We start from the raw sequence: 6,374 nt of genomic DNA on the forward strand, positions 1-6,374 counted from the left end.
GCTTGAAATAATTAATGCTCTTTGATTTTTATTAAAGAGCATTATTTTAATAAATAAAAATGAAATTGCGTGAATAAAACTGAGAACTAACTATTAAACCAAACCACAAATGAAAAATAATATTAAGACTTACCTGTTTAGTGCTATTTTATGCTTGTCTTTCTTAAGTATTTTGGCATGCAGTCCCGATAAAGAAGAGGAAACTGTTAAAGTAAATGAGATCGCTGGATTATATCCAAATTACAATACAAATCCGCTTCCGGCTGATGCATCAGGAATGGCAAGTACAGCCGTACAATTAGCAGCAAAAATCAAATTAGGCTGGAATATTGGCAATACTTTAGAAGCAACCGGCGGAGAAACTGCCTGGGGAAATCCAAAAGTGACAAAAGCATTAATTGATGCTGTTAAAGCAAATGGTTTTAATGCGATTAGAATTCCGTGTTCATGGAATCAGAATTTAGAAAATTCGGCTACAGCCAAAATTAAAACCGAATGGCTGAACCGTGTAAAAGAAGTTGTGCAATATTGCGTTGATAATAATATGTATGTCGTCGTGAACATTCACTGGGACGGCGGATGGCTGGAAAATAATATTACCGAAGCCAAAAAAGTAGAAAATAACGCCAAACAAAAAGCATTTTGGGAACAAATCGCAACACATTTACGCGGATTTGACGAGCATTTACTTTTTGCAAGTGCCAATGAACCAGCGGTTGAAGATGCAGCACAAATGGCAGTTCTAACCTCATATCATCAAACTTTTATCGATGCTGTTCGTTCGACAGGAGGAAAAAATGCCTATCGTACATTAGTGATTCAGGGACCAACAACTGATATTGAAAAAACAAATAAGTTAATGTTGACTTTGCCAACAGATAAAGTAGCCACACGCATGATGGTTGAAGTTCATTATTATGCACCGTGGAATTTTGGCGGATTAACTAAAGATGAATCCTGGGGAAAAATGTTTTATTATTGGGGATCAGGTTTTCATTCGACTACAGAATTAGATAGAAATGCAAGTTTTGGAGAAGAAGCTGATTTGGAAAAAAACTTCAAATTAATGAAAACGCAATTTGTAGACAAAGGAATTCCGGTTTTACTGGGAGAATTTGGCGCAATTCGCCGAGCTTCTTTAACCGGCGATGCATTAACTTTACATTTGGCTTCAAGAGCATACTATTTAAAAACGGTTGTAAAAACAGCAAAAGCAAATGGATTATTGCCTTTTTATTGGGATGAAGGAAATCTGGGAAATAACGGTTTCGGAATCATATATAGGTCTAATAATACTGTTTTTGATACCCAGGCTTTAAATGCATTAAAAGAAGGATTACAGTAAAAATAATAAATTTACCATATAAGTGATATAAGTATATTTGAGTTTTTTGTAAAGAATGACTTATATTTGCTTATATCACTTATATGGTTTAAAAATATAACAATGAAAAAAATAATTGTCTTTATCGTGTTGATATTGAGCATGATTACGAATGCTAATGTAAGAATGCCTTTAATATTTTCTGACGGAATGGTGTTACAACGCAACAAAGAAATTCAGGTTTGGGGTTGGGCTGATGCCAATGAAAAAGTTGAGGTTCGTTTTAACAAGCAAACCAAAACCATTCAGGCTGATAAAGATGGAAAATGGATGATAAAATTGTCTGCCGAAAAAGCCGGAGGGCCATTTGAATTAATTATTTCAGGAAAAAATAAAATCATTATCAAAGATGTTTTGGTTGGTGAAGTCTGGATTTGCAGCGGACAATCGAATATGGAATTCCAGATGTACAAAACCATGAACGCTGAAAAAGAAATGGCAGATTCTGATTATCCTATGATTCGTCATTTTGGAGTGGCGCAGGATTTGAGCGGAATGCCAAAAGACGATTTAAAAGCCGGAAAATGGTTGGTTGCCAACAAAGAAAATATTCGTGATTTTACAGCTGCGGGTTTCTTTTTTGCCAAGAAATTATATGCAGAATTAAAAATCCCAATCGGAATCATAAATACTTCCTGGGGCGGAACCAATGTAGAAACCTGGACAAGCCGTGAAGCTTTCGAAAAAAGCAATGATTTCAAAACCATGATTGCTGATGTTCCTCAGGTCGAGATGGATGCTGTTTTTGAAGTTTACAAAAAATCAGTTTTAGACAATATCAAGAAAATTCAGGGTTTTGATGTTTCGATGGAAAATGAAAACCAATTCAAAGATTTCAATTTTAATGATAAAAGCTGGCCGGAAATAAAAGTTCCATCATTATGGGAAAACCAGCAAATAGGCAATATTGACGGAATTGTCTGGATGCGAAAAACAATTACACTTTCTGCAGAACAAGCCAAATCTGAAGCCGTTTTGCATCTTTCAAAAGTAGACGATGAAGATATTACCTATATAAATGGCGTTGAAGTAGGAACCAACAAAATTTGGGAAACACTAAGAGTTTATAAAATTCCAGTCGGAACTTTAAAAGAAGGTAAAAATGTAATTGCCGTAAGAATCGCGGATTATTCAGGCGGCGGCGGAATCTACGGAGATCCAGCAGATTTAAAAATCCAATTCAAAGACACAAATATTCCACTCGAAGGACTTTGGAAATTCAATGTTGTGCAGGTAAAAATTGCAGTTTCACCCAATAATTATCCATCGTTATTATACAATGCAATGGTGAATCCGTTGGTGCCGTACGCTTTTCAAGGCGTTTTATGGTATCAGGGCGAAGCAAATGTTTGGAGAGCAAAAGAATATAAAAAAACATTTCCGCTAATGATTACCGATTGGCGAACAAAATGGAATCAAGGTAATTTTCCATTCTATTTTGTACAATTATCGACTTTTAACGAATTCAACGGAAATAGCAAAGTTGGAAGTCGTTGGGCAGAACTTCGCGAAGCACAGTCAGAAACCCTAAAATTACCCAATACCGGAATGATCGTAACCACAGATATTGGGAATGCAAAAGACATTCACCCAACAAACAAACAAGATGTAGGATTGCGTTTGGCGGCAATTGCGCTGAATAATGTTTACGGCAAAAAGCAAGTTTACAGCGGACCAACTTATAAATCTCAGGAAATAAAAGGAAACGAGATTATCCTTACTTTCGAAAATATAGGTTCCGGATTATCAACTTCTGATAATTCTGAAAGCGTAAAAGGTTTTGAAATCGCGGGAGCCGACAAAGTTTTTCATTCGGCGAAAGCCACAATTAAAAACAACAAAATAATCGTTTCGAGCGAAAACGTAAAAAATCCAGTTTCCGTTCATTACGGTTGGGCTGACGACGATACCGAAATCAATCTTTTCAACAAAGAAAAATTTCCCGCATCGCCTTTCAGAACCGATAATTGGGAAATGATTACGGCAAATGAGATATATAAGGTTAGTAAATAAGTTATCTGTAAAAGGTGAAAAGTTCCAGAGGAACAAGTTATATTGTAGTAACGGATTTTGATTTCCTAACAGGTTTCCAAAACCTGTTAGGTATAATTTGAGAATGTTTATATTAGCGATGAAAATAATAATCAGGGCGTGACCATACCGAGAAAAAAAGGCAAATATACTTTACGTAGATACGCCTTTTTTTCTCGGTACGGTCGGGCTATACGTATTACTTCGGTAATTTGCTTCTATCCCTCACGCGCGCAAACTGTTTTCGATATCCTAACAGGTTTTTTCAACCTGTTAGGTATAAATTTCAAACAGGCTAAAACTAGAATACCTAACAGGTTGAAAAAACCTGTTAGGATAACGAATAAAATAAATGGCAAATTCATGAAATTAATCCTCATAAAAACGTTTTTCATCATACTTTTCACCACTTTCGGGATAAAAATGACGGCACAATCCAGTCATATTTTATGGTACAATCAACCCGCAGAATTTTTTGAAGAAAGTTTAGTTTTAGGAAACGGAAAAATGGGCGCAACTGTTTTTGGCGGAGCAAATTCAGATAAAATTTATTTGAATGATGCTACGCTTTGGTCGGGAGAACCTGTAAATGCCAACATGAATCCCGAAGCCTACAAAAACATTCCGGCAATTCGCGAAGCACTCAAAAATGAAAACTACAAATTAGCCGACGAATTAAACAAAAAAACAGAAGGCAAAAACTCCGAATCGTATTCGCCTTTAGGAACATTAGAAATCAATAATTCCGAAAAAGGGAAAGCTGTAAATTATCATCGGGAACTGGATATTTCGAATGCAATATCAAAAGTGAGTTATGAAATGAACGGTATAAAATTTACCCGTGAATATTTTGTTTCGGCACCGGACCAAATCATGGTAATCAAATTAACGAGCGATCATAAAGGAGGTTTGAATTTTGATATTAATTTAAAGAGTTTATTAAAATCAAATGTCGAAGTTCGAAATAACACTTTGATAATGACTGGTTCTGCGGCAATTCATGAAAATCCCGGATATACTGTTTTGCCAAAATATCTTGAAATAAAAGAAAGAGGAACAAAATTTACCACTTTAATCCAAATCAAAAAAACAGACGGGATAATCACAAATTCAAGAGAAACTTTAAGCTTAAAAGACGCGACGGAAGCCATTATTTATGTTTCTGTTGCGACAAGTTTTAATGGTTTTAACAAAAATCCCGTAACCGAAGGTTTAGACGATATAGCAATTGCAGTGCAAAGTCTTAATAAAGCAGTTGCAAAGCCATTTGATCAATTAAAAGAAACCCATATTGCCGATTATCAAAAATTCTATAATCGCGTTACTTTAGATTTAGGAAAAACAACCGCACCGGATTTACCAACAGATCAACGTTTATTAAGATATGCTGACGGAAAAGAAGATAAAAACCTTGAAATCCTATATTTTAATTTCGGGCGTTATTTATTAATCAGCAGTTCCAGAACTTTGGGTGTTCCGGCGAATTTACAAGGACTTTGGAATCCGCATTTAAATCCGCCGTGGAGCAGTAATTATACGATGAATATTAATCTGGAAGAAAATTATTGGCTTGCCGAAAACACCAATCTTTCCGAAATGCATTTGCCACTTTTGAGTTTCATTAAAAATCTTTCGGTAACCGGAAAAGTTACGGCAAAAACTTTTTATGGTGTAAATGAAGGTTGGGCTTCTGCACATAATTCTGATATTTGGGCAATGAGTAATCCGGTTGGAAACTTCGGAAAAGAAGATCCAAGTTGGGCTTGCTGGCCATTATCCGGAGCTTGGTTAAGTACGCATATTTGGGAACATTATGTTTTTACGCAAGATAAAAACTACCTGAAAAACGAAGGTTATCCAATTATGAAAGGAGCGGCACAATTCTTTTTAGGCTGGATGGTTACCGATAAAAACGGAAACCTTATTACATCACCATCAACTTCTCCTGAAAATAAATATATCGCACCAGACGGTTTTATCGGTGCAACAATGTACGGTGGAACGGCTGATTTGGCTATGATTAGAGAATGTTTTGATAAAACGATAAAAGCTTCAAAAGTATTAAATAGCGATGCTGATTTCAGAGGAAAATTAGAAACAGCACTTGCAAAATTTCATCCGTATCAAATAGGGAAAAAAGGAAATCTGCAAGAATGGTATTTCGATTGGAATGATGAAGATCCAAAACACCGTCATCAATCACAATTATTCGGACTTTTCCCCGGCGATCATATTACGCCCGAGAAAACACCGGATTTAGCCGAAGCTTCTAAGAAAACTTTAGAAATTAAAGGCGATGAAACCACAGGTTGGTCAAAAGGCTGGAGAATCAATTTGTGGGCAAGACTTTGGGACGGAAATCGTGCCTATAAAATGTTCCGCGAATTATTAAAATATGTTGATCCGGACGGAAAAAAGACGGAGAAACCAAGAAGAGGAGGAGGAACATATCCGAATTTATTCGACGCGCATCCGCCATTTCAAATTGATGGAAATTTTGGCGGAGCCGCAGCCGTTGCCGAAATGCTAATTCAATCTGATGAAAACGAAATCAGATTATTACCTGCTTTACCAGACGCTTGGGAAACAGGATCGCTAAAAGGAATTTGCGCCCGCGGTGGATTTGAAATCGAAATGAATTGGGAAAATAAAATTCTGAAAAAAGTTTCAGTTTCTTCAAAAACAGGAGGAAAAACAACTTTGATTAATGGAGATAAAAAGCAAAATATTGTTTTGAAAAAAGGTGAGAAATTTGAAATAAACTGGTAAATATTATTTTGAAACTAATGTCATCCTGAGCGGAGTCGAAGCCTTGATTATAGGAACGGGCTTCGACTCCGCTCAGCCTGACAATCTTTGTCAAACCCGACAGGTTTTAAAAACATAAGTGTTCGGAAGATATTTTAAGTTGTATTAAATAGTGGTGATTTACTGGGATCTCCATCGCAGATTACCACTA

At 36.1% G+C, this 6,374-nt stretch carries 3 protein-coding genes; all 3 read left to right on the top strand.

Annotated features, from left to right (window positions below; translation table 11 throughout):
* Positions 1 to 109: 109 nt before the first annotated feature.
* Positions 110 to 1,345: a glycoside hydrolase family 5 protein gene (locus tag ACHZDT_RS21015; RefSeq protein WP_394776661.1), complete on the top strand. Its 1,236-nt coding sequence runs from the start codon at positions 110 to 112 to the stop codon at positions 1,343 to 1,345.
* A gap of 102 nt (positions 1,346 to 1,447) precedes the next feature.
* Positions 1,448 to 3,397: a sialate O-acetylesterase gene (locus ACHZDT_RS21020; protein ID WP_394776662.1), complete on the top strand. Its 1,950-nt coding sequence runs from the start codon at positions 1,448 to 1,450 to the stop codon at positions 3,395 to 3,397.
* Positions 3,398 to 3,778: 381 nt separating this feature from the next.
* Positions 3,779 to 6,184 carry a glycosyl hydrolase family 95 catalytic domain-containing protein gene (locus tag ACHZDT_RS21025; protein WP_394776663.1) on the top strand — a complete coding sequence of 802 codons (2,406 nt, stop codon included), beginning with the start codon at positions 3,779 to 3,781 and terminating at the stop codon, positions 6,182 to 6,184.
* Positions 6,185 to 6,374 lie beyond the last annotated feature (190 nt).

It is taken from the genome of Flavobacterium sp. (genome assembly GCF_043722275.1).
Taxonomy (GTDB): Bacteria; Bacteroidota; Bacteroidia; order Flavobacteriales; family Flavobacteriaceae; genus Flavobacterium.

Bases quoted from the DNA above. Each gene is read 5' to 3' on its own strand.
- ACHZDT_RS21015 (WP_394776661.1), top strand. From the start codon at position 110: ATGAAAAATAATATTAAGACTTACCTGTTTAGTGCTATTTTATGCTTG.
- ACHZDT_RS21020 (WP_394776662.1), top strand. From the start codon at position 1,448: ATGAAAAAAATAATTGTCTTTATCGTGTTGATATTGAGCATGATTACG.
- ACHZDT_RS21025 (WP_394776663.1), top strand. From the start codon at position 3,779: ATGAAATTAATCCTCATAAAAACGTTTTTCATCATACTTTTCACCACT.